This is a genomic window from Streptomyces sp. NPDC007162 (genome assembly GCF_040634175.1).
Lineage (GTDB): Bacteria > Actinomycetota > Actinomycetes > Streptomycetales > Streptomycetaceae > Streptomyces.
Genome location: NZ_JBEYFC010000029.1, coordinates 15,088 through 34,929, shown reverse-complemented (window position 1 = coordinate 34,929; position 19,842 = coordinate 15,088). Strand labels below are relative to the sequence as shown.

The window sequence follows — 19,842 nt, the reverse complement described above, 5'->3', positions numbered from 1 at the left end:
GGGGGGCTCTCCGTGGGTGGGTGTTCGCGGCCGCTGGTTGTGGGGCGGGGCGGCGGTGCGGCGGGGGGGCGGGCCCCGCCCCCCCCACGTCCGGCCGTACGGGCGAACCCGCTGTGGACCCTCGGGCTGCTGCGCAGCGAGCTGGTCACCACGCTGCGGCGCTGGCGTACCCTCGCGCTGCTGGGCGTCCTGGCGGCGGTGCCGATCCTGGTCGGCATCTCCGTGAAGATCGAGACGAGTGGTGACGGCCAGGCCGGCCGGGGCGGCGGCGAAGGGCCCGCGTTCATCTCGCAGGTCACCAACAACGGCCTGTTCCTGGTGTTCACGGCGCTGGCCGCGACCCTTCCGTTCTTCCTTCCGATGGCCGTCGGGGTGGTGGCCGGCGACGCGATCGCGGGCGAGGCCGGCGCGGGCACCCTGCGTTATCTGCTGGTCGCCCCCGCCGGCCGTACCCGTCTGCTGCTCGCCAAGTACACGACGACGATGGCGTTCTGCCTGCTGGCCACCCTGGTGGTGGCGGCCTCCGCCCTCGCCGTCGGCGCGCTCCTCTTCCCGCTCGGCGACCTGACGACCATCTCGGGCACCCGGATCTCCTTCGCCGAGGGCCTCGGCCGAGCCCTGCTGATCGCCCTCGTGGTCGCCGCCTCGCTGACCGGTATCGCCGCCCTCGGACTGTTCGTGTCCACCCTCACCAACAGCGGCATCGCGGCGATGGCGACGACGGTCGGCCTGCTCATCACCGTCCAGATCCTCGACCAGATACCCCAGCTGCACGCGCTCCAGCCGTACTTCTTCTCGCACTACTGGCTGTCCTTCGCCGACCTGGTGCGTGATCCCGTCTACTGGCACGACCTGGTCAGAAACCTCGAACTGCAGGCCCTGTACGCGGCGGTGTTCGGTTCGGCGGCCTGGGCGCGCTTCACGACGAGGGACATCACCGCGTAGCCCGGTCACGCCTAGCCCGGTCACCGCGCGCCATTCAGGCCGACGCGTGGGCGAACCGGGCCGGCGGCGCCTCCGTGGCGAAGAACTCCTTGGCCCGGGCCAGCGCCCCGGCGTCCCCGAGCACGTCACCACGCGCGCTGCCGTTGCCCAGCAGCACCCCGCCGAAGCGCATGCCCAGGTAGGCGGCCGAGTTGTTGAGCAGGCCGACGTAGGGGTCCGCGACCGACGGCTCGTGGCCCGCCAGCACGGCGACCCCCCACAGGGTGCGCCCCGCCAGGGTCTGCCGGAAGTCGATGCCGGGCGTGCGCAGCCAGCCCGACCAGTAGTCCAGGTAGCGCTTGGTGAGGCCGGACACCGAGTACCAGTACACCGGTGAGGCGATCACGATGTCCGTCGCCGCGAGCGTGGCGTCGAGCAGCAGACCGGCGGCGCTGTCCGAGGGCGCGCGCACATGGTCGCTGTCGTGTCGCAGGTCCACGAAGTCCGGCAGTGGGTGTTCGGCGAGGCTGATCCACTGCTGCTCGACGTCGGCGGGCAGTTGGTCGGCGGCTCGGCGTGCCAGCAGCTCGGTGTTGCCGTCCGGACGGGCGCTGCCCAGCACGAACAGGAAACGGCGCGTCATGAGATCCCCCAGGTGAACGGCGCACGACAAATAGAATTGCGTGCATCTTATGCACATGCATGAACTTTGGCCAGAGGCCGCGCGACTTCTTCTGAGGCCCTTCCTGATGCGAGGCTGTGACGTCGTGGTGACGCGTGAGCCGGGGTGAGCGGCCAGACTGGACGGTACGCACGGGTACGACCGGACGGTGACGCCGGGGGAATGAGGGCCGATGTCCCGACTCAGCCGCGAGACGAAGCGGGAAGCTCAGCAGGACGCCGAGCCGGCGGAACCGGTCGAGGTCCGTGTGACGGGCGCCGCCGCGACCGTGGACGGGGTGCCGCTGTTCCCGGCGCCCGGTGAGGAACCGCAGCAGACGGTCCTCAACCACCTGCAGCGGCTCGCCCGCGCCACCGGCCGTCCCGTCCTCGCCACCGTCCACGACGCCCGTATCGGCTTCGTCGTCCGCCTCCGGGTGAACCTGGAAGGCTCCAGCAGCTTCACCGGCGACCCGGTACGGATGGCCGCGCCCGCGGAAGCGGGCACGGCCGCAGCGCACACGGACGCAGCGTCAACGGACCCGGTGGTCCCCGGCACGGTCCGGACGCCGACCGGGGTGTTCGGCCCGCCGCCCACCATGGACGGGACGCCCGCCCAGGCAGTCGTACCGGCGCAGGCCGCCACCGAACTCCTGCCGTCACCCCGCCCGGTACCCGAACTCCGCCCGGAACCCGGATTTCGTCCGGAGTCCCGCCCGGAACCCCTGATGGCCCCCGAAGTCGTCCGTGCCTTCGACCCCGACCCCGGGCACACCCCCGCCCGCGGGTTCGACGCGATCGCCGAGGAGGTGCTCGGGGACGAGCCCGTGACCGTGACGGTGGAGGGGGCCGCGCTGCTCACGGAATCGGTGGCGCGGATCAACGAGGCCGTCAGGACGGGCCGCATCGAGACGGCCGCCGAACTCGCCGAGCACACCGTCGCCGAAGCCTCCGCGGCGTTCGGCGACGGCCACACCGAGGTACTGCACCTGCGCGGCCTGACGGCGTACATCGCCTACCTGGCGGGCGACCCGGAGCGCGCCTTCCACCTCTCCCTCGACGTGGCCCGGCAGCACCGCCGCGCGGGTGACGCCGAGGGGGCGTACGGCAACGTGCGCAGCGCGGCGACCGCCTGGCGCGCGGTGCGCGACCCCGAGCAGGGGCTGCGCCTCGGCCGTGACCTGATCGACCTGTGGACGCAGCTCACCACCGAGGAGGGCCCGGCGGCCGGCGACGTCGAGGAACTGGACTCGGCCCGCGCCCGGATGGGCCGCCTCACGGAACGCGCCCGCCGCGCGGCGGAGAACGCCTGAGCCACCTCAGGCCCGGCGCGCCCGTTACTGCACGCAGAACTCGTTGCCCTCCGGGTCGGCCATCACGGTCCACGCGCCGGCCGGCTCGGAGACGTGCCGCAGTACGGTCGCGCCCAGCGCCTCCAGCCGTGCCTCCTCCTCCGACAGCTTCCCCTCCGCGGCGTGCACGTCGATGTGGAGCCGGTTCTTGCCGGACCTGGCCTCCGGCACCCGCTGGAACAGCAGGCGCCGCCCCAGTCCGGTCCCGCGCTGCTCGTCGTACGGGTCGTCCGGGTGCCGTACGGCGATGAGGTCGCGGAAGGCCGGGCGGCCGTGGTGCTCCACGGTGGCCGCGCCGGGCAGCGCGCCCAGCTCCAGCAGGTGTTCGACGAGCGCACTGTTGTCCTCGGTCACGTAGTGCAGCGCGGCGGCCCAGAAGTCGGCCTGCCCGTGCGGGTCGCGGGCGTCGACGACGAGCTTCCAGTGCAGGGGTGCGGGCGTCTGCGTCATGCCGCCCACTTATAGCCGACGGCCGTACGGCTCACACCGGAGTCGCGGGAGTCTCCGCCGGCGGCGCGGTGGGCCGTGGCAGGGAGGCCGCGGCGAGAGCGCGGGCGGCCCTGCGGGCGGTGCGCAGCGCGTCCCAGGTGAGCAGGGAGAGGGCGAGCCAGACCAGGGCGAAGCCGGCCCAGCGCTCCGCGGGCATGGCCTCGTGGAAGTAGAGGATGCCGCAGAGGAACTGGAAGACCGGCGCCAGGTACTGGAGCAGGCCCAGCGTGGAGAGCGGTACGCGGATCGCGGCGGCGCCGAAGCAGACCAGTGGGACGGCGGTGACGATGCCGGTGGAGGCGAGCAGGGCCGCGTGCCCGGTGCCGTCGTTGAGGAAGCTGGACTCGCCGTGGCCGGCCAGCCACAGCAGATAGCCGAGCGCGGGCAGGAACTGGATCGCGGTCTCCGCCGCGAGCGACTCGACGCCGCCGAGGTTGACCTTCTTCTTGACGAGGCCGTAGGTGGCGAAGGAGAAGGCGAGGACGAGGGAGATCCACGGCGGTTGTCCGTAGCCGACGGTCAGTACGGCCACCGCGGCGAAGCCGACGCCCACGGCCGCCCACTGCGCGGGACGCAGCCGCTCCTTCAGCAGCAGCACGCCCATGGCGATGGTGACCAGGGGGTTGATGAAGTAGCCGAGGGAGGCCTCGACGACGTGGCCGGCGTTCACGGCCCAGATGTAGACGCCCCAGTTGACGGTGATCACGGCGGCGGCGACTGTCACCAGGGCCAGTCGGCGCGGCTGCCGCAGCAGTTCGCCGGCCCAGGCCCAGCGTCGTACGAACGCCAGGGCGGCGGCGACGAAGAGCAGGGACCACACCATCCGGTGGGCGAGGATCTCCACCGACCCGGCAGGCTTCAGCAGCGGCCAGAACAGCGGGACCAGGCCCCACATCCCGTAGGCCGCGATGCCGTTCAGCAGTCCCGCCCGCTGCTCGCCCTTCGATTCACCCCTGGATGTCTCGACACCCTTCGATATCTCGGCCACCGGCCCTCCTCGTCCCCTGGTTCAGCACACCGGGACGAAGGTAGCGCCGAGCGCCCCGGTCTGTCATGGCCGAATCGGCATACGGTCATGACAGACGGGGCGGGGTCGTCCGGGCAGGTCAGCCCTTGAGTGCGGCGGCGAGGCTCTCCGAGAGCGGGGTGGTCGGGCGGCCGGCCAGCCGGGAGAGGTCGCCGGAGTCGACGACCAGCTCGCCCTTGGCGATCGACTCGTCGACGCCGACCAGGATCCCCGCGAAGAACTCGGGCACGCCGGCGCCGGTCAGGATGCCCTGGAGCACCTCGCCGGGCACGGAGTTGTAGACGATCTCCTTGCCGGTCTGCTCGGCGATCAGGGCCGCGTACTCGGCAAAGCTCCAGGCGGTGTCGCCGCCCAGCTCGTACGTCTGGTTCTCGTGGCCCTCACCGGTCAGCACGGCGACCGCGGCGGCCGCGTAGTCCGCACGGGAGGCCGAGGAGACGCGGCCCTCACCGGCGGCCGCGACGACGGCGTTGTGCTCCAGGACCGGGGCGAGGTTCTCGGTGTAGTTCTCGTGGTACCAGCCGTTGCGCAGCAGCGCGTACGGCAGGCCGGAGGCGAGCAGCGCCTTCTCGGTGGCCCGGTGGTCGTCCACCAGGGTGGCCTTCAGGCTGCCCGGGGCGCTGGTGTACGCGAGCAGGGCCACGCCGGCCGCCTTGGCGGCGTCGATGACGACCTGGTGCTGGGCCGGACGGCCCTTGTCGAACTCGTTGCCGGAGATCAGCAGTACCTTGTCGCCGGCGGCGAACAGGCCGTCGAAGGTCTCCGGGGTGTTGTAGTCCGCGACGGCGATCTTCACGCCCTTGGCGCCGAAGTCGGCGGCCTTGGCCTCGTCGCGCACGACGGCGGTGATCTGCTCGGCAGGGACCTTCTCCAGCAGCTGGTTCACGACGTGGCGGCCGAGCTGTCCGGTGGCTCCGGTGACAACGATGCTCATGGTGTGCGATCTCCTTGTGGGGTTCCGTTGCCACTAACCCTAGGGGCTGCGCTAACCAGAAGAAAGTACCCACCTTGAAGTAAGGTACTTGCATGACGGTAAGCACCCCCGAAGCCTCCCCGGAACCCGGGAAGTACGTCGCAGGCGAGGCGATGTGCCCCCACCGGCTGGTCCTGGAGCACGTCACCAGCCGCTGGGGCGTCCTCGTCCTCATGGAACTCCTCGACCGGCCCCACCGCTTCAGCGAACTGCGCCGCGCGATCGGCCGGGTCAGCGAGAAGATGCTCACCCAGACCCTCCAGACGCTGGAACGCGACGGCCTCGTCCACCGGGACGCCCAACCCGTCATCCCGCCCCGCGTCGACTACTCCCTCACCGACCTCGGCCGCGAGGCGGCCCGGCAGGTACGGGACCTGGCCCTGTGGACCGAGCGCCGGATGGCGGACGTGCAACGCGCGCGCGAGGCGTACGACGAGGCGAGGAAGGCCTGAGCGCGCCACGCGCGGCGGGGCCCGGACACGCCGTCCGGACCCCGCTCGCGGCCGCCCCGAATCAGCCGACGACCGTCCAGGTGTCGCCGCCGGCCAGCAGCGCCGCGAGGTCGCCCTTGCCGTGCTGCCCGACCGCGGTGTCCAGCTGCTCGGACATCTGGACGTCGTAGACGGGCCGTGTCACCGAGCGGAAGACGCCGACGGGCGTGTTGTGCAGGGTGTCGGGGTCGGCCAGCCGGGACAGCGCGAAGGCCGTCGTGGGGGACGGGGAGTGAGCGTCGTGGACGAGGATCTCGGACTCGTTGTCCGCGGTCACGTCGACCACCGCCAGGTCACCGGTCAGCCGGTCCCGTACGACACCGCGCGCGCCGTCCGTGCCGAAGCGGATGGGCCGGCCGTGCTCCAGGCGGATCACGGCCTCCTCGGCCGACTGCTTGTCCTTGAGAGCGTCGAAGGCGCCGTCGTTGAAGATGTTGCAGTTCTGGTAGATCTCGATCAGGGCCGTGCCCGGGTGGGCGGCGGCCGCGCGCAGCACCTCGGTCAGGTGCTTGCGGTCGGAGTCGATGGTGCGGGCGACGAAGGAGGCCTCGGCGCCGAGCGCCAGCGACACCGGGTTGAAGGGGGCGTCCAGCGAACCCATCGGTGTCGACTTGGTGACTTTGCCGACCTCGGAGGTGGGTGAGTACTGGCCTTTCGTCAACCCGTAGATGCGGTTGTTGAAGAGGAGGATCTTCAGGTTGACGTTGCGGCGCAGCGCGTGGATGAGGTGGTTGCCGCCGATGGACAGGGCGTCGCCGTCACCGGTGACCACCCACACCGACAGGTCCCGCCGGCTGGTGGCGAGTCCGGTGGCGATCGCCGGCGCCCGCCCGTGGATGGAGTGCATCCCGTAGGTGTTCATGTAGTACGGGAACCGGGAGGAGCAGCCGATCCCGGAGACGAAGACGATGTTCTCCTTCGCCAGCCCCAGCTCCGGCATGAAGCCCTGCACGGCCGCCAGGATCGCGTAGTCACCGCAGCCCGGGCACCAGCGCACCTCCTGGTCGGACTTGAAGTCCTTCATGGACTGTCTGGCCTCGGCCTTGGGCACGAGCTGGAGCAGTCCGTCGGTGACGTCAGTCATGGATGGCCTCCTTGAGCGCCGCGGCGAGCTGCTCGGCCTTGAACGGCATGCCGTTGACCTGGTTGTACGAATGCGCGTCCACCAGGTACCTCGCCCGGACGAGGGTGGCGAGCTGACCGAGGTTCATCTCAGGGATCACCACCTTGTCGTAGGCCTTCAACACGGCGGCGAGGTTCTTCGGGAACGGGTTCAGGTGACGCAGATGCGCCTGCGCGATCGGCTCACCGGCCGCGCGCAGCCGTCGTACCGCGGCCGTGATCGGGCCGTACGTCGAACCCCAGCCCAGCACCAGCGTGCGCGCGCCGTCCGGGTCGTCGACCTCGATGTCGGGGACGGTGATGCCGTCGATCTTGGCCTGCCGGGTGCGGACCATGAAGTCGTGGTTGGCGGGGTCGTAGGAGATGTTGCCGGTGCCGTCCTGCTTCTCGATGCCGCCGATGCGGTGTTCGAGACCGGGCGTGCCGGGGACCGCCCAGGGGCGGGCGAGGGTCTGCGGGTCGCGCTTGTACGGCCAGAAGACCTCGGTGCCGTCGTCCAGGGTGTGGTTGGGTCCGCTCGCGAACCGCACCCGCAGATCGGGCAGCTCGGTCAGCTCCGGGATCCGCCAGGGTTCGCTGCCGTTGGCCAGGTAGCCGTCCGACAGGAGCATCACGGGCGTGCGGTACGTCAGCGCGATCCGGGCCGCCTCCAGCGCCGCGTCGAAGCAGTCGGCGGGGGTGCGCGGGGCGACCACCGGGACCGGCGCCTCGCCGTTGCGGCCGTACATCGCCTGGAGCAGGTCCGCCTGCTCGGTCTTGGTCGGCAGCCCGGTGGACGGCCCGCCGCGCTGGATGTCGACGACCAGCAGCGGCAGCTCCAGGGAGACCGCGAGCCCGACCGTCTCCGCCTTCAGCGCCACCCCGGGGCCGGAGGTCGTCGTCACCGCGAGCGAACCGCCGAAGGCCGCCCCCAGCGCCGCACCGATACCGGCGATCTCGTCCTCCGCCTGGAAGGTCCGCACGCCGAAGTTCTTGTGCTTGGACAGCTCGTGCAGGATGTCGGAGGCCGGGGTGATCGGGTACGACCCGAGGAACAGCGGCAGCTCCGCCTGCCTGCTCGCCGCGACCAGGCCGTAGGCCAGGGCCAGGTTTCCGGAGATGTTCCGGTAGGTGCCGACCGGGAACGCGGTCGTCGCCGGCGCGATCTCGTAGGAGACCGCGAAGTCCTCCGTCGTCTCGCCGAAGTTCCAGCCCGCGCGGAAGGCCGCCAGGTTGGCGTTCATGACCTCGGGCTTGCGGGCGAACTTCTGCTTGAGGAACTTCTCCGTGCCCTCGGTCGGCCGGTGGTACATCCATGACAAGAGGCCGAGCGCGAACATGTTCTTGCTGCGCTCGGCCTCTTTGCGGGTGAGGTCGAATTCCTTCAGTGCCTCCACTGTCAGCGTGGTCAGCGGCACCGGATGAAGGCTGTAACCGTCCAGTGAGCCGTCATCCAGGGGCGAGGTGTCGTAGCCGACTTTCTGCATCGCCCGTTTGGTGAACTCGTCCGTGTTGACGATGATCTCCGCGCCGCGCGGCAGATCGCCGATGTTGGCTTTCAGAGCGGCCGGGTTCATCGCGACCAGCACGTTCGGCGCGTCACCCGGGGTGAGGATGTCGTGGTCGGCGAAGTGCAACTGGAAGGACGACACCCCGGGCAGGGTGCCCGCCGGGGCCCGGATCTCGGCCGGGAAGTTGGGGAGGGTCGAAAGGTCGTTGCCGAAGGACGCCGTCTCCGACGTGAAGCGGTCGCCGGTGAGCTGCATACCGTCACCCGAGTCCCCCGCGAACCGGATGATCACCCGGTCCAGGCGCCGGACGGACTTCACGCCGCCCGGCCTGCGCTGCTCTCCGACGACGGTCCCGTCGGCTGTTCCATCGGCCTGTTCCGTTGTCCTGCTGACCTGGCTGGTCACTGAACTGGACCTCCTTCGAGGCGGCTGCCGGGGCCTGGCCGTCCCACGGACCAACCCACCTTCAACCCTACGTCGGTTAGGGTCGCCTTCCCGTGCCTGCTCGCATGCTGGACGGTGTTTCGAGACGACCTTTCGCCCTGGCTTGTCATGATTTTCCCTCCCCCTGGCTGCCTTCCGGTGCCGACACGGTGTCCGCCCGTCAGGAGTTCAGATAGGTCAGAACGGCCAGAACACGCCGGTGGTCACCGTCGCTCTGGGAGAGGCCGAGCTTGAGGAAGATGTTGCTGACGTGCTTCTCGACGGCTCCGTCGCTGACGACCAGCTGCCGCGCGATCGCCGAGTTCGTCCGTCCCTCGGCCATCAGCCCCAGTACCTCCCGCTCCCGCGGGGTCAGTCCGGTCAGCACGTCCTGCTTGCGGCTGCGCCCGAGCAACTGCGCCACCACCTCCGGGTCGAGCGCCGTACCTCCGTCGGCGACCCGCACCACGGCGTCGACGAACTCCCGCACCTCCGCGACCCGGTCCTTCAGGAGGTATCCCACGCCCCGGCTGGACCCGGCCAGCAGTTCGGTGGCGTAGCGCTCCTCGACGTACTGCGACAGCACCAGCACCCCGAGCCCGGGATGCGCCTTGCGCAGCCGTACGGCGGCCCGCACCCCCTCGTCGGTGTGCGTCGGCGGCATCCGCACGTCCGCCACGACGACGTCCGGCAGCGCGCCCTGCGCGTCCAGCTCGGCGATGGTCCTGACCAGTGCCTCCGCATCCCCGACGCCCGCGACGACGTCATGCCCCCGGTCGGTCAACAGCCGGGTCAGCCCCTCCCTGAGCAGCACGGAATCCTCGGCGATGACCACCCGCACCCTGTCCTCCACGATCTCGCGGCCCCCCACACCCCGTCCGGCGTACATGCCTGCCCTGTCCGAAAGTCCAGCATTCCAGCATTCGGATCGCAGTGCGTGCGGGTAGGGGAGGACGCGAGCCAAAATCGAGTGGCGGCGACGAAGCCGGGGCGGCGGGGGCGGATCCGTGCCCTCAGCGCCGCCAGGGCAGCTCCGCCGTCACCCGGGTGGGCCCGCCCGCCGGTGAGTCCACCACCAGGATCCCGTCGACCGCGTCCAGCCGCTCGGCCAGCCCCGCCAGCCCCGATCCCCTGGTCGTGTCCGCACCCCCCACCCCGTCGTCCACGACCTGCAGCATCAGCCGGTCCTCGCTCCGCCACACGTCCACCGTCACCCCACTCGCGCGCGCGTGCTTGCTGACGTTCTGCAGCAGCTCGGACACCGTGAAGTACGCGATCCCCTCGATGGCCGCCGCCGGCCGCTCCACCAGGTCGACCTCCACCCGCACCGGCACCGTGCACCGCGAGGCGACGGAGGACAGCGCCGCGTCCAGCCCCCGGTCGGTCAGCACCGCCGGATGAATCCCCCGGGCCAGATCCCGCAGCTCCTGCAACGCGGTCTTCACCTCACCGTGCGCCTCGTCCACCATCCGCGCCGCGACCTGCGGATCCTCCCGCAGCTTCTCCTTCGCCAGTCCCAGATCCATGGCCAGTGCCACCAGCCGCGCCTGCGCGCCGTCGTGCAGGTCCCGCTCGATCCGCCGCAGGTCGGCGGCGGCCGTGTCGACGACCACCCCCCGGTCCGACTCCAGCTCCACCACCCGCGACGCCAGCCTCGACGGCCCCAGCAGCCCGTGCACCATCACCCGGTCCACCATCGTCAACGCCCGCACGATCCACGGAGTGGCCAGCGTGAACAGCAGCCCCACCAGCACCGTCACCGTGATCTCGAACGGGTTGTCCACGTAGACGCTGTGATGCGCGTCGCCGTACAGCTGGATCCCGCCCTGCCCGGCGTACACCGGGAACACCCAGAACCACAGCGGATACGTCAACAGGGCCCAGCCGTACACCCAGAGGTTGAGCGCGACGACGAACGAGAACATCGACCAGGGGAACTGCAGCACCGCGTACAGCAGATGACGCCAGGACGTGCCGCTCTTCAGCACCGCGCCCATCCAGGCGAAGAACCCCGGCTTGCGCATCCGCAACGGCTCGGGGTCCGCCACCTCCAGTTTCAGCAGCCCACGCGCGCGTGCCCGCTCCAGCGCCCCGAAGCCCCGGCACCCGGCGAGGGCCACCGCCAGCAGCGGGATCCCGATGAAGGTCACCAGCAGCCCGACACCGAGGGACAACATCGTCACGGTCCACACGAACAGTGCGACGCCCACCGGAAGGCCCAGCAGCACATAGCCGAACTCGCGCAGGCTGCGTGCCTCGAACGGCGCCCGCAGCACGGCGGGCACCCGGCGCCGACGCTCCCCGTAGGGCTCGTACGGCTCATCGTCGTGGCCGTACCCGCGCTCCTGCCCGTACCCGTGTCCCTGTCCGTACTCCGTGGCCATCGCCGCCGTCCCGTCCTGTCCAGTCACCTCGGCCCTGTCCTGCTGTACCTCCACCCTGCTGCGCCGCAGGCGCACGGACCATGGAGTCCGTCGGCGTCTTGAACGGGGGTTTTCCCCACCTTCCACGACCGGTCACGTGCTACGACCGGTCGCGCCAGGGCAGCTCGGCGGTGACCGTCGTGGGGCCGCCGTCGGGCGATACGACGACGAACAGGCCGTCGACCGCACCCAGCCGGTCCGCGAGCCCTCGTATCCCGGTGCCACGGTCCAGGCTCGCCCCGCCCCGCCCGTCGTCCCGTACCTGGATCAGCAGCCGGTCGTCGGTCCGCCATACGTCGACCGAGGCGCTGCGCGCGCCACTGTGCTTGCTGATGTTCTGCAGCAACTCGGAGACGGTGAAGTAGGCGATGCCCTCGATCGCGGGCGCCGGTCTGGCCGGCAGATCGGCGGTCACCTGCACCGGCACCGTGCACCGCGAGGCGACCGAGGACAGCGCCGCGTCCAGCCCCCGGTCGGTCAGCACCGCCGGGTGGATGCCCCGGGCCAGGTCCCGCAGCTCCTGGAGGGCCAGCTTCACCTCGCCGTGCGCCTCCTCGACCATCGCGGCGGCCGCGTCCGGATCCTCCAGCAGCTTCTCCTTCGCCAGACCGAGCCCCATCGCCAGGTTGACGAGACGGGCCTGCGCGCCGTCGTGCAGGTCCCGCTCGATCCGCCGCAGGTCAGCGGCCGCCGTGTCCACGACCACCCCCCGGTCGGACTCCAGTTCGGCGATCCGGCGCTCCAGCTCGTCCGACGGCGACAGCAGGCCGCGCACCATCGCCCGGTCCACGTTCGCGAACCCGCGCGCGATGAAAGGCAGCACCGGCCACAGCACGAACAGCGAGGCCAGCGTCACACCGAAGGTGAGAACCCCCCAGGGCAGCCGGATGAAGTCGTACAACAGAGTCCGCCAGCCCACCGGGTCCTTGAGCGTCATCCAGAGCCGCTGCGAGCCCGCGCCGCGCTTCCCCCACGGCAGCGGCGTCGGCTCCTCCACCCGCACGCCGAGCAGCGCACGCGCGCGTGCCCGTTCCAGCTTCCCCAGCTGCCGGGCGCCCAGCAGGGTGGCGGCGAGCAGCGGGATGCCGATCACCGTGAGCGTCAGGATGCCGCTCGCCCACAGCGTCGTCATCACGTAGACGAAGCCGAACAGCGACATCGGCAGGTTCAGCAGAAGGTGCGCGATCTCCTTCCAGGTGTGACCGTCGAAGGCGAAGCGCACGGGCGGCAGCCGCTCGCGGTCGTCTCCGCCGTCGACGGAGCTGAGGGATCGGGGTACGGGTGCGGTCATATGCGCCAGCGTGCCGTGTGCCGTGACGCCGCGCCATGGAGTTCGCCGCCCCGGTCGCCCTGGGGAAAACCCCACCAGTGGCCTCCCGCACCGGGTCTCACCGTGCGACGGGGCTGCTTACCGTCCCTTTATCAGGGCCTAGACTCCGGTGCGTACAGATCGTCGAATCAGGAGTTGACCGAGGTCACGTACCGAGGTCGGGACAACGGGCCGGACCGGGTCCGCTGTCTGTCGAGGGAGTGAGGGGCGGACGATGCGGGAGACGGTGGGTGGTGAACCGACCGTGGCCGTCGCGGCGGGCTACTTCGCGTCCTACTCGGTCGTGGGGTTGCTGACAGCCGTCGGCGTGCTCTTCGTCGCCGTCGCCTTCGGGGCCGGCCGGCTGCTGCGCCCCGTGGTCCCCACCCCCGAGAAACTCCTCACCTACGAGTGCGGTGTCGACCCCGTCGGCGAGGGCTGGGCCCACACCCAGGTCCGCTACTACGTCTACGCCTTCCTCTACGTCATCTTCGCCGTCGACTCGATCTTCCTGTTCCCCTGGGCGACGGTCTTCGCCGCCCCCGGCTACGGCGTGGCCACGCTCGTGGAGATGTTCATCTTCCTCGGCTTCCTCACCGTCGGCCTGCTGTACGCATACAAGAAGGGCGTCCTGACATGGACGTGACGCCGGAACCCGTCCTGCTGCCGGAACCTGCTGTTCCCCCCGCGGAAGGCAGAGGGAAACTGGGCGCGCTCGCCCGCCTCGCCCCCGAGCCCATGAAGGTCGTCCTCAACTGGGGCCGCCGCTACTCGCTCTGGGTCTTCAACTTCGGTCTCGCCTGCTGCGCGATCGAGTTCATCGCCGCGTCGATGGCCCGCCACGACTTCATCCGCCTCGGCGTGATCCCCTTCGCGCCGGGCCCCCGCCAGGCCGACCTGATGGTGGTCTCGGGCACGGTCACGGACAAGATGGCCCCGGCGGTCAAACGCCTGTACGAGCAGATGCCCGAGCCGAAGTACGTCATCTCCTTCGGCGCCTGCTCGAACTGCGGCGGCCCCTACTGGGACTCCTACTCCGTCACCAAGGGCGTCGACCAGATCATCCCGGTCGACGTCTACGTCCCGGGCTGCCCGCCCCGCCCCGAGGCCCTCCTCCAGGGCATCCTGAAACTCCAGGAGAAGATCGCGGCCGAGTCCCTCCGCGACCGCTACGGCAGCCGGCGCCCCTCCGCCGCGGCCCTCCAGAGCGGTCTGGTGCACCCGCCGGCCCCCAAGGCGGGGGAGGGGGACACCCGATGACCCCCACGACCGGCTGGCTGCCGGCGCCCGTCGAGGAACTCTTCGGCCCGGACGCGACGGCCGAGGAGTCCTACGAGGTCCTCACGGTCGATGTCCCGCCGTCCTCCTGGCCGGCCGCCCTGGAAGTCGCCCGTACGACCCTCTCCTGCACCTACTTCGACTGGCTGAGCGCGGTCGACGAACCAGGCACCGGATTCCACGTCTGTGCCCACGTCGTCGCCCTCGCCCCGGTCCGCCGCCTCCTGCTGCGCACGACCGTGCCGCACACCCACCCCGAACTCCCGTCCGCCGTCGGCGTCTACGCGGGCGCCCGCTGGCACGAACGCGAGACCCACGAGATGTTCGGCGTCCGCTTCACCGGCCACCCCGGCCTCGACCACCTCCTCCTCCCGGAAACCTTCGAGGGCCACCCCCTCCGCAAGGACTTCGTCCTGGCCGCCCGTGTCGCCAAGGCCTGGCCCGGCGCCAAGGAACCGGGCGAGTCCGACCACGGCGGCCCCAAGCGCCGCCAGATGCTCCCCCCGGGCGTACCCGACCCCAACGAGTGGGGTCCTCTGAAGGGCCAGCTCCCGCCCGCCCCCGCCCGCCCGGCCCGAACCGCCGGCACCCGCCCGCCCGCCGTGACCGGCGACCGCCCGGTACGACGCGCACGCACGGCGGCCGGGGGCTCCGCGAGCCAGCCGACCGAGCAGCCCACGACGACGGGCGCGGCCGGTCCGCCCACGGCAACGGACGCGACCGGGCAGACCCCGGCGGCGGGGCCGACGCCGACCGAATCCCGGCCGGCGAGCACCCCACGCCGCTCCCGCACCGCGAGCGCCGGGTCAGCTTCCCAGCGGGCCGCGTCCGGGGCGGAGACGGCTGCGGAGCAGGCCTCTGCGGAGGGGAGCTCCCCCGAGCAGGCGTCCGTGGAGAAGACCTCTGTGGAGGAGACCGCTCCGGCGCCGGAGCGGTCGGCGGCACCCCGGGGACCACGCCGAGCGCGTACCGCCTCGGGTGGTTCCGCTTCGCAGCGCGCGCAGGAGGCGACGCCGTCGACGGAACCGGCCGCCCCGCCCCACCCTGCGCGCAGCGCGGACGCGCCCTGGCACCACGCCCGTCCGGCCTTCGACGAACCGGAACCCGCCGGGCGGCGCGCGACGCCGACCGGGCCGCCGGGGCCGGCGGTGGCTCCGCCCGGCGCCGAGGAGGGTCCCCTCTCCGAGGGGACGGCTCCTGAGGAGCCGGGTACCGCAGCCCCCGGCACCGACGATCCCGATCCCGAAAGGGCCGCCCGCGACAAGGCCGCCCCCGACCAGGCCGATCCCGAACAACCGCCCCGAGACGACCGCCCAGGAGGCTCGCAGTGAACGGCGCTCCGGACGTCGCCCTGCGACTCGTCGTCGTGTTCGTCGTCTTCCTCACCTTCCCCCTGATCGTCGGTCAGACCGAGCACAAGGTGATGGCCCATATGCAGGGCCGCCTCGGACCGATGTACGCCGGCGGCTTCCACGGCTGGGCCCAGCTGATCGCCGACGGTGTGAAGTTCGCACAGAAGGAGGACGTGGTCCCGGCGGGCGCGGACCGCCGTGTCTTCCAGCTGGCGCCGGCGGTGGCCCTCCTCCCGTACCTGCTCGTGCTGCTGGCCATCCCGATCGGGCCCGGCGAGGGCGCCGTCGGTCAGGTCCTGGACGCCGGTGTGTTCTTCGTGCTGGCCGTCATGGGCGTCGGCGTCCTCGGCTCGCTCATGGCCGGCTGGGCCAGCGCCAACAAGTTCTCCCTCCTCGGCGGCCTGCGTACCGCCGCTCAGCTCCTCGCCTACGAACTCCCGATGCTGCTCGCCGCCGCCTCCGTGGCGATGGCGGCGGGCACGGTCTCCCTGCCGGGCATCGTCGGCGCCTTCCACTGGTGGTGGCTGCCCTGGCAGATCACCGGTGCGCTGGTGTTCTTCGTCGCCGGTCTCGCGGAGCTCCAGCGGCCCCCGTTCGACATGCCCGTCGCCGATTCGGAGATCATCTTCGGGGCCTACACCGAGTACACCGGCCTGCGCTTCGCTCTCTTCCTGCTCGCCGAGTACGCCGGGATCGTCGTCCTGTGCGGTCTGACCACCGTCCTCTTCCTGGGCGGCTGGCACGGCCCGTGGGGCACCGACGGTCTGGGCTGGCTGTGGACCCTGCTGAAGACGGCCCTCCTGGCCTTCGTCGTGATCTGGCTCCGCGTCACCTACCCACGCCTGCGCGAGGACCAGCTGCAGAAGTTCTCCTGGACCCTCCTCGTCCCCCTTTCCCTCGCTCAGATCGCCCTCACCGGCATCGTCAAGGTGGTGATCTCCTAGTGGCCCCCATTCCTGGCTCCGGCCTCGCCAAGGGCCTGGCCGTCACCCTGCGCACGATGACCCGCAAGTCGGTCACCGAGCAGTACCCGGACGCGCTTCCCGACCTCCCGCCCCGCACCCGGGGCGTCATCGGCCTGTTCGAGGAGAACTGCACGGTCTGCATGCTCTGCGCCCGTGAGTGCCCCGACTGGTGCATCTACATCGACTCCCACAAGGAGACCGTCCCGGCGGCGGCCCCCGGCGGCCGTGAACGCAGCCGCAACGTCCTGGACCGCTTCGCCATCGACTTCTCCCTGTGCATGTACTGCGGTATCTGCATCGAGGTCTGTCCTTTCGACGCCCTCTTCTGGTCCCCGGAGTTCGAGTACGCGGAGACCGACATCCACGAACTCACCCACGAGCGGGACAAGCTCCGCGCATGGATGTGGACGGTCCCCGCCCCGCCTGCCCTCGACGCCGGTGCGGAGGAACCGAAGGAGATCGCCGCCGCCCGCAAGACCGCCGAGAAGCTCGCCGCCGCGCAGGCGCAGGCCGCTGCGGACCCCGAGCCGGGGGAGGGGCAGTCGTGACCGCGCTCGCCCAGACGCCGCACGGCTTCCTGTCCCCGACCGGCGTGGAGGTCGCCTTCCTGCTCGTCGGTCTGGTCACCTTCGGCGCCGCGCTGGTCACGGTCACCACCCGCCAGCTGGTGCACGCCGCCCTGTGGCTGGTGGTCGCCCTCGGTGGTCTCGCCGTCGAATACCTGCTGCTCACCGCCGAGTTCATCGCCTGGGTGCAGGTCCTCATCTATGTGGGCTCCGTCGTCGTCCTCCTTCTCTTCGGTCTGATGCTCACCAAGGCCCCCATCGGCCGGTCCCCGGACGCCGACTCGGGGAACCGCTGGTTCGCGCTCGCCGTCGCCGTGGCCGCGGCCGCCGCCCTGGTCTGGGTGGTCGTGGACGCCTTCCGCACCACCTGGATCGACCTGGGCGGCGCCGCAGCCGGCTCGACGAAGGTCACCGGCGCGAGCCTGTTCCAGAACTGGGTCCTGCCCTTCGAGGCCCTCTCCGTCCTCCTTCTCGCGGCCCTGGTCGGGGCGATCGTCCTGTCCCGCAAGGCGAAGGCGGATCCGTCCCCGCCTCCTGTGAACGGACGGGTCGTCACGCAGGGTTCCCCTCCGGTCACGGATTCCGGGATTCACCCGATCGAGCAGGAAGGCGCCCGCTGATGCACCTCGCCTATCCCGCCGTTCTCTCCGCTCTGCTCTTCTGCACCGGCCTGTACGGCGTCCTCGCGCGCCGCAACGCGATCCTGGTCCTGATGTCGGTCGAGCTGATGCTCAACGCCGTCAACCTCAACCTCGTCGCCTTCGACGTCTGGCTGAGCAAGGCGGCTCGGGACACCCTGCACTCCGGCCAGGCCCTGACCCTGTTCACCGTTGCCATCGCCGCCGCCGAGATCGGCATCGGCCTGGCGATCGTCCTCGCCGTCCACCGCAACCGCGGCACCTCCGACATCGACCGGCTCCGCGACACCGCCGAGGGCCATGAGGAAGGCACGGCCGGCCCGCCCACGGACGGGACGGCCGACGAGAAGGCTGAGGCCACCGCGTGACCACGACCACCCTCGCCGTCCTCGTCCCCCTCCTGCCGTTCCTCGGCGCCGCGGCCGGTCTGCTCCTGGGGCGCACGGCCCCCGGGTTCGTCCGGCCGCTCGCGGTCCTGCCGACGCTCGCCGCGCTCGCCCTCGCCTGCGCGGTCGCCGCCGACCAGGGCGGCGGCCGGGCCGTCGAGGCGCACACGCAGCTCACCCCGACCGGCTCGGTGCCGATCGAACTCGCCCTGGACGTCGACGGCTTCGCCGCCCTCGTCGCCGTCCTCGTCGCCTTCGTCGCCACCTGCGTGCAGGTCTACTCGACCGGCTACCTGCGCGACGACCCGCGCTACCCCTCGTACGCCGCCCTCGTCTCCCTCTTCACCTCCGCGATGCTGCTGGTCGTCTACTCCGGCGACCTGATCGTGCTGCTGGTCGGCTGGGAGGTCATGGGCATCTGCTCCTACTTCCTCGTCGGCCACTACTGGGAGACCCCCGAGGCACGCGCCGCCTCCCTCAAGGCCTTCCTGGTCACCAAGCTCGGTGACGTACCGTTCCTCATCGGCCTGTTCGCGCTGGCCACCGACGCCGGTTCGTTCCGCATCACCGCGGTCCTCACCACCGTCGCGGACGGCGGCCTGCACCACCCGACCCTGGTCGGCCTGCTCCTCCTGTGCGGCGTGGCGGGCAAGTCGGCGCAGTTCCCGCTGCACACCTGGCTCCCCGACGCCATGGCGGGCCCTACCCCCGTCTCCGCACTGATCCACGCGGCGACCATGGTCGCCGCCGGTGTCTACTTCGTCGCCCGGCTCCTCCCGGTCTTCGAGGCCAGTGCGGCCGTGATGGTCGTCCTCGCCGTGATGGCCGCCGTCACGATGGCCGGTTCGGCCCTCGCCGCCCTCGCCCAGGACGACATCAAGCGCGTCCTCGCCTACTCGACGATCGGCCAGCTCGGCTACATGACGGGCGCTCTCGCCGTCGGCGACCGCGGCGCCGCCGTCTTCCACCTGCTGTCCCACGGTGCCTTCAAAGCGCTCCTGTTCCTCGCGGCCGGTGTGATCATCCACGCCGCCGGCACCAACTCGCTCGCCGTCATGTCCCGCACCTCCGGCCTGCGCGAACGAGTCCCGGACGCCTACTGGACGATGACCGTGGCGCTGCTCGCGCTCGCCGCGATCCCGCCCTTCAGCGGCTTCTTCTCCAAGGAGTCGGTCCTCGGCGCCGCCGAACACGCCACGACCGGGCAGGCCGAGCACGTCCCCGGCAGCGCCGGCTGGATCGTCCTCGTCGCCGGTCTGGTCACCGCGCTGCTGACCGCCGCGTACGCCACCCGGCTGTGGCTGCTGGCCTTCCGGGGCCAGGGAGCCGAGGCCCCGGACCACGGCAGGCAGCCGCTGTCCATGACGGTGGTGCTGTGGGTGCTGGCCGTCCCGTCCCTGGCCTTCGGCGGTTTCGCCTACCGCTCGCTGCCCGGCTGGTTCGACGGCCGCGCCCTCACCCCGACCCTCACCACCTCCGTCCTCGGCACCGGCCTCGCGCTGGCCGGCGGACTCGTCACCTACGGCGCCTGGCAGCGCACCCGGACGTCGGCGTCCCAGGTCCCGCTGGGCGCCGTCGCCGCGCACCCGGAGGGCGATGCCGGGCAGGTCGAGGCCGAGGCCATCGCCGCCCACGCTCCGGCGTTCGGCGACGTGGCCTACGCACCCGACCCGGCCGACCCCGGCCGGTTCCTGCTCGGCCCACTGCACCGGCACGCGGCCGCGGGCTTCCACCTGGACGCCCTGTACGACGTGCTGTTCGTCCGCCCGATCCTGGCCGCCGCGAGCCTCGTCCAGTTCCTCGACCGCGAGGTCGTCGACACCTACGTCCGTGGGGCGGGTGCTCTGCCCCGCCTGCTCGGCGCCGCCGTACGGCGCGCCCAGACCGGCAACATTCAGACCTATGTGAGCGCGCTGCTCGCCGGCACCGTCGTCCTGGCGGTCGCCGTCCTCCTCGTCGCCACGGGAGCGTGAG

20 protein-coding genes are annotated in these 19,842 nt (G+C 71.4%); 11 read left to right on the top strand and 9 right to left on the bottom strand.

The window, feature by feature from the left end; genetic code table 11:
• Positions 1 to 111 precede the first annotated feature (111 nt).
• The gene (locus tag ABZ646_RS05935; RefSeq protein ID WP_360513358.1) at positions 112 to 945 is read left to right on the top strand and encodes an ABC transporter permease; all 834 of its coding nucleotides are present in this window, start codon (positions 112 to 114) and stop codon (positions 943 to 945) included.
• Between the two features lie 34 nt (positions 946 to 979).
• Here ABZ646_RS05935 and ABZ646_RS05930 read toward each other — a convergent pair whose 3' ends face one another.
• Positions 980 to 1,567 carry an NAD(P)H-dependent oxidoreductase gene (locus ABZ646_RS05930; protein ID WP_360513354.1) on the bottom strand — a complete coding sequence of 196 codons (588 nt, stop codon included), beginning with the start codon at positions 1,565 to 1,567 and terminating at the stop codon, positions 980 to 982.
• 211 nt (positions 1,568 to 1,778) lie between these two features.
• Here ABZ646_RS05930 and ABZ646_RS05925 point away from each other — a divergent pair, with 211 nt between their 5' ends.
• Entirely contained in the window at positions 1,779 to 2,897 is a 1,119-nt protein-coding gene (locus tag ABZ646_RS05925; RefSeq protein WP_360513352.1) for a tetratricopeptide repeat protein, read from the top strand.
• Positions 2,898 to 2,921: 24 nt separating this feature from the next.
• Here ABZ646_RS05925 and ABZ646_RS05920 read toward each other — a convergent pair whose 3' ends face one another.
• The 3 genes from ABZ646_RS05920 to ABZ646_RS05910 form a co-directional block, all read right to left on the bottom strand.
• The gene (locus tag ABZ646_RS05920; protein WP_360513350.1) at positions 2,922 to 3,386 is read right to left on the bottom strand and encodes a VOC family protein; all 465 of its coding nucleotides are present in this window, start codon (positions 3,384 to 3,386) and stop codon (positions 2,922 to 2,924) included.
• 31 nt (positions 3,387 to 3,417) lie between these two features.
• A complete protein-coding gene (gene rarD / locus ABZ646_RS05915) occupies positions 3,418 to 4,413 on the bottom strand; it encodes an EamA family transporter RarD (protein ID WP_360513348.1) in 996 nt (331 codons plus the stop codon).
• A gap of 118 nt (positions 4,414 to 4,531) precedes the next feature.
• Positions 4,532 to 5,386 (bottom strand): SDR family oxidoreductase, encoded by an 855-nt coding sequence (locus ABZ646_RS05910; RefSeq protein WP_360513346.1) that lies wholly within the window; start codon positions 5,384 to 5,386, stop codon positions 4,532 to 4,534.
• A gap of 92 nt (positions 5,387 to 5,478) precedes the next feature.
• Here ABZ646_RS05910 and ABZ646_RS05905 point away from each other — a divergent pair, with 92 nt between their 5' ends.
• Entirely contained in the window at positions 5,479 to 5,877 is a 399-nt protein-coding gene (locus tag ABZ646_RS05905) for a helix-turn-helix domain-containing protein (RefSeq protein ID WP_360513344.1), read from the top strand.
• A 61-nt stretch (positions 5,878 to 5,938) separates the two neighbouring features.
• On the opposite strand, the gene ABZ646_RS05900 is transcribed toward ABZ646_RS05905, so the two are convergent.
• The 5 genes from ABZ646_RS05900 to ABZ646_RS05880 form a co-directional block, all read right to left on the bottom strand.
• Positions 5,939 to 7,000 carry a 2-oxoacid:ferredoxin oxidoreductase subunit beta gene (locus tag ABZ646_RS05900; protein WP_360513342.1) on the bottom strand — a complete coding sequence of 354 codons (1,062 nt, stop codon included), beginning with the start codon at positions 6,998 to 7,000 and terminating at the stop codon, positions 5,939 to 5,941.
• Positions 6,993 to 8,933 carry a 2-oxoacid:acceptor oxidoreductase subunit alpha gene (locus ABZ646_RS05895; protein ID WP_360513340.1) on the bottom strand — a complete coding sequence of 647 codons (1,941 nt, stop codon included), beginning with the start codon at positions 8,931 to 8,933 and terminating at the stop codon, positions 6,993 to 6,995. Before ABZ646_RS05895 ends, ABZ646_RS05900 begins: the two co-directional genes overlap by 8 nt.
• A gap of 199 nt (positions 8,934 to 9,132) precedes the next feature.
• Entirely contained in the window at positions 9,133 to 9,840 is a 708-nt protein-coding gene (locus ABZ646_RS05890; RefSeq protein WP_360513338.1) for a response regulator transcription factor, read from the bottom strand.
• 124 nt (positions 9,841 to 9,964) lie between these two features.
• Positions 9,965 to 11,335, bottom strand: a complete 1,371-nt coding sequence (locus ABZ646_RS05885; protein ID WP_360513356.1) for a sensor domain-containing protein — start codon at positions 11,333 to 11,335, stop codon at positions 9,965 to 9,967.
• Positions 11,336 to 11,474: 139 nt separating this feature from the next.
• Complete coding sequence (locus tag ABZ646_RS05880) at positions 11,475 to 12,665, bottom strand: sensor domain-containing protein (RefSeq protein ID WP_360513336.1); 1,191 nt, start codon at positions 12,663 to 12,665, stop codon at positions 11,475 to 11,477.
• Positions 12,666 to 12,918: 253 nt separating this feature from the next.
• Between ABZ646_RS05880 and ABZ646_RS05875 the strand changes: the two genes are divergently transcribed.
• The 8 genes from ABZ646_RS05875 to ABZ646_RS05840 are packed head-to-tail and all read left to right on the top strand — an operon-like array spanning position 12,919 to position 19,841.
• Entirely contained in the window at positions 12,919 to 13,329 is a 411-nt protein-coding gene (locus ABZ646_RS05875; protein ID WP_360513334.1) for an NADH-quinone oxidoreductase subunit A, read from the top strand.
• Complete coding sequence (locus ABZ646_RS05870; RefSeq protein ID WP_360513332.1) at positions 13,320 to 13,943, top strand: NADH-quinone oxidoreductase subunit B family protein; 624 nt, start codon at positions 13,320 to 13,322, stop codon at positions 13,941 to 13,943. The genes ABZ646_RS05875 and ABZ646_RS05870 overlap by 10 nt, the downstream gene beginning before the upstream one ends.
• Positions 13,940 to 15,292, top strand: a complete 1,353-nt coding sequence (locus ABZ646_RS05865; protein ID WP_360513331.1) for an NADH-quinone oxidoreductase subunit C — start codon at positions 13,940 to 13,942, stop codon at positions 15,290 to 15,292. Before ABZ646_RS05870 ends, ABZ646_RS05865 begins: the two co-directional genes overlap by 4 nt.
• The gene (locus tag ABZ646_RS05860; protein WP_360513329.1) at positions 15,289 to 16,257 is read left to right on the top strand and encodes a complex I subunit 1 family protein; all 969 of its coding nucleotides are present in this window, start codon (positions 15,289 to 15,291) and stop codon (positions 16,255 to 16,257) included. The genes ABZ646_RS05865 and ABZ646_RS05860 overlap by 4 nt, the downstream gene beginning before the upstream one ends.
• A complete protein-coding gene (locus tag ABZ646_RS05855; RefSeq protein ID WP_360513327.1) occupies positions 16,257 to 16,826 on the top strand; it encodes an NADH-quinone oxidoreductase subunit I in 570 nt (189 codons plus the stop codon). Before ABZ646_RS05860 ends, ABZ646_RS05855 begins: the two co-directional genes overlap by 1 nt.
• The gene (locus ABZ646_RS05850; protein ID WP_360513325.1) at positions 16,823 to 17,464 is read left to right on the top strand and encodes an NADH-quinone oxidoreductase subunit J; all 642 of its coding nucleotides are present in this window, start codon (positions 16,823 to 16,825) and stop codon (positions 17,462 to 17,464) included. The genes ABZ646_RS05855 and ABZ646_RS05850 overlap by 4 nt, the downstream gene beginning before the upstream one ends.
• Positions 17,464 to 17,850: an NADH-quinone oxidoreductase subunit NuoK gene (gene nuoK, locus ABZ646_RS05845; RefSeq protein ID WP_360513323.1), complete on the top strand. Its 387-nt coding sequence runs from the start codon at positions 17,464 to 17,466 to the stop codon at positions 17,848 to 17,850. The genes ABZ646_RS05850 and nuoK overlap by 1 nt, the downstream gene beginning before the upstream one ends.
• Positions 17,847 to 19,841, top strand: a complete 1,995-nt coding sequence (locus ABZ646_RS05840; protein WP_360513321.1) for an NADH-quinone oxidoreductase subunit L — start codon at positions 17,847 to 17,849, stop codon at positions 19,839 to 19,841. The genes nuoK and ABZ646_RS05840 overlap by 4 nt, the downstream gene beginning before the upstream one ends.
• Position 19,842 lies beyond the last annotated feature (1 nt).

What these genes read in the sequence shown, in the direction of transcription:
- ABZ646_RS05930 (WP_360513354.1), bottom strand. Translation starts at nt 1,567, where the DNA reads ATGACGCGCCGTTTCCTGTTCGTGCTGGGCAGCGCCCGTCCGGACGGC.
- ABZ646_RS05925 (WP_360513352.1), top strand. Translation starts at nt 1,779, where the DNA reads ATGTCCCGACTCAGCCGCGAGACGAAGCGGGAAGCTCAGCAGGACGCC.
- ABZ646_RS05920 (WP_360513350.1), bottom strand. Translation starts at nt 3,386, where the DNA reads ATGACGCAGACGCCCGCACCCCTGCACTGGAAGCTCGTCGTCGACGCC.
- ABZ646_RS05910 (WP_360513346.1), bottom strand. Translation starts at nt 5,386, where the DNA reads ATGAGCATCGTTGTCACCGGAGCCACCGGACAGCTCGGCCGCCACGTC.
- ABZ646_RS05905 (WP_360513344.1), top strand. Translation starts at nt 5,479, where the DNA reads ATGACGGTAAGCACCCCCGAAGCCTCCCCGGAACCCGGGAAGTACGTC.
- ABZ646_RS05900 (WP_360513342.1), bottom strand. Translation starts at nt 7,000, where the DNA reads ATGACTGACGTCACCGACGGACTGCTCCAGCTCGTGCCCAAGGCCGAG.
- ABZ646_RS05890 (WP_360513338.1), bottom strand. Translation starts at nt 9,840, where the DNA reads ATGTACGCCGGACGGGGTGTGGGGGGCCGCGAGATCGTGGAGGACAGG.
- ABZ646_RS05885 (WP_360513356.1), bottom strand. Translation starts at nt 11,335, where the DNA reads ATGGCCACGGAGTACGGACAGGGACACGGGTACGGGCAGGAGCGCGGG.
- ABZ646_RS05880 (WP_360513336.1), bottom strand. Translation starts at nt 12,665, where the DNA reads ATGACCGCACCCGTACCCCGATCCCTCAGCTCCGTCGACGGCGGAGAC.
- ABZ646_RS05875 (WP_360513334.1), top strand. Translation starts at nt 12,919, where the DNA reads ATGCGGGAGACGGTGGGTGGTGAACCGACCGTGGCCGTCGCGGCGGGC.
- ABZ646_RS05870 (WP_360513332.1), top strand. Translation starts at nt 13,320, where the DNA reads ATGGACGTGACGCCGGAACCCGTCCTGCTGCCGGAACCTGCTGTTCCC.
- ABZ646_RS05865 (WP_360513331.1), top strand. Translation starts at nt 13,940, where the DNA reads ATGACCCCCACGACCGGCTGGCTGCCGGCGCCCGTCGAGGAACTCTTC.
- nuoK (WP_360513323.1), top strand. Translation starts at nt 17,464, where the DNA reads ATGCACCTCGCCTATCCCGCCGTTCTCTCCGCTCTGCTCTTCTGCACC.